Below are 1,939 nucleotides of genomic sequence, written 5' to 3' on the forward strand. Positions count from 1 at the left end.
ATCGCCGAGGCGATCCCGGTCTCGTGTGGGGCGACTCCTTGGGTGGCGAGGCTGAAGACCGGCACGAACACGCAGCCGATGCCCAGGCCGGTCAGGATCTCGGCGGGCAGGGCGTGGGTGGCGTAGGCGCTGTCGGGGTGAAGCTGAGTGAGCCACACCAGCCCGGCGGTGGCCACCAGCAGGCCGGGAGCGATCAGTGCCCTTGGCGGCACGCGGGGCAGCAGGGGGCTGGCGATACCCGCGGAGCTAGCCACGACCGCCGTGGTCATCGGCAGGAACGCCAGCCCCGCCCGCACGGGCGAGAACCGCAGAACGACCTGGAAGTAGTAGGTGAGCGCAGGAACATGCCGTACATGCCGACGACCGCAAGGGCCGCCGCCAGGTACGCGCCACCGCGGTTGCGGTCGGCCACGATGCGCAGCGGCAGCAGCGGGCTGGCCGAGCGGGACTCCTGCGCCACGAACAGCGCCAGCCCGACCGTGCCCGCCACGAAGAGGCCGACCACTGTGTGCGCACCCCAGCCGTGGGACACCGGCCTGGGTGCAGGCGTCGACCACGGCGGCCAGGGAGCCGGTCGCGAGCAGCACGCCGGGGACGTCAAGGCGCGGCCTGCCCGCCGGGCGCAGGTCGGGGGGCGCGACCCAGCCGCCGGCCACGGCGATGACCGCGATCGGCACGTTCACGTACAGGCACCACCGCCAGGCGAGGTACTGGGTCAGCTCGCCGCCGAGGAGCAGGCCGGCGGTGCCGCCGCTGCCGGCGATCCCGCCGTAGACCGCGAACGCTCTTGCCCGCTCGGCGGGTTCGGTGAAGGTCACGGCGAGCAGCGACAGGGCCGTGGGCGCCAGGATCGCGGCAAAGGCCCCTTGCGCCGTACATCCGTCAGGTGTGCCCTCGGCGGAACGCGAGGTCTGCGGCCTGCTGGAGCGGGCGTGCGCCGCGGGCGAGCCTGACCCCGGCGATGCCGCTGACCACCAACCCGGGGAAGCGCCCGGCCGGGATGAGCCACCCCGCGGGCTCCCAGAGGAAGTAGAGCGGCGAGAGCAGGCTCGAGGCCGCCGAGATCAGCCCGGTGATCGCCACCGGCCGGGGCAGTTCACCGGTGCGCAGCCCGGCCAGCGCGAGCGCGCCGGTGAGCACGCCGAACCCGACGCCGTGCACGACACCGCCGGCCACGAACTCCCGCCGGGCCAGCTTGGCCGCGTCGTCGTCATCATGCTGGCCGGTGAGCATGGCGTGGGTCACCGCGGAGGTCGCCAGCGACGCGGCGGCGAGCCCGCCGCCGGCGACCGCCGCCGCCCGGAGCACGCGCGACCCTCGGCCGGTGCGCCCGGCCAGCTTGGCTACTGACGTGGTGAACCGGACCAGTGAGGCCGCCGAGATCGCCTGGCCGGCCGCGCTCAGCCGGGCCGGGCCGGCGTTCTGGGCGAAGTACTCGCGGATCTGGGTGGGGTCCGCGCCGGGGCGCGGGAAGGGACCATCGGCGAGGGCTATCGCTCCGGCCACCCCGGCGATGAAACTGACGCCGGTCAGGAGGCCGCTCAGCGCCCCACGATCGGGAGGCGACGTGGCTGTGACAGGCATGCGCGATCCTTTCTCTGGAGCCGGTGGGTGATCTCGCGAATCTCCATCACGATCTCCCGGCGACAAAGCGTGCTCAACGACCAGTGACCATCCGCTCTTGCTTCGCTGGCCGTCAGGAATCGCCCACACACCGGTAGAGCGCATCGATCAGCCCGGCGGAGAACGCACGATCAGCGACTGCCCGCCCGGGTCATCCTCGCTGGTCGCATCGGGGGCTGCGCACCTGCACCGTGCCGAAGGCGCGCACCGTCTGAGGCGACAGCAGCCGGACACCGTCCAGCTCGCCGCCCATCGCCAACATCGCGAACAGACGGGCCAGGCCGCGCGCTGTCGAGGTCCCATTCGCGGAGGGGAT

The 1,939-nt window shown here is 73.2% G+C and carries 2 protein-coding genes; both read right to left on the reverse strand.

Going from position 1 to position 1,939, the window contains the following annotated elements; all coding sequences use genetic code 11:
• A partial coding sequence (locus VGR06_RS14740; RefSeq protein ID WP_327559633.1) for an MFS transporter occupies positions 1-818 on the reverse strand: 818 nt, incomplete at its 3' end.
• A gap of 64 nt (positions 819-882) precedes the next feature.
• Positions 883-1,584 carry a hypothetical protein gene (locus tag VGR06_RS14745; RefSeq protein WP_327559634.1) on the reverse strand — a complete coding sequence of 234 codons (702 nt, stop codon included), beginning with the start codon at positions 1,582-1,584 and terminating at the stop codon, positions 883-885.
• Positions 1,585-1,939: the final 355 nt, after the last annotated feature.

It is taken from the genome of Actinophytocola sp. (assembly GCF_036002505.1).
GTDB lineage: Bacteria > Actinomycetota > Actinomycetes > Mycobacteriales > Pseudonocardiaceae > DASYTH01.

Bases quoted from the DNA above. Each gene is read 5' to 3' on its own strand.
- VGR06_RS14745 (WP_327559634.1), bottom strand. From the start codon at position 1,584: ATGCCTGTCACAGCCACGTCGCCTCCCGATCGTGGGGCGCTGAGCGGC.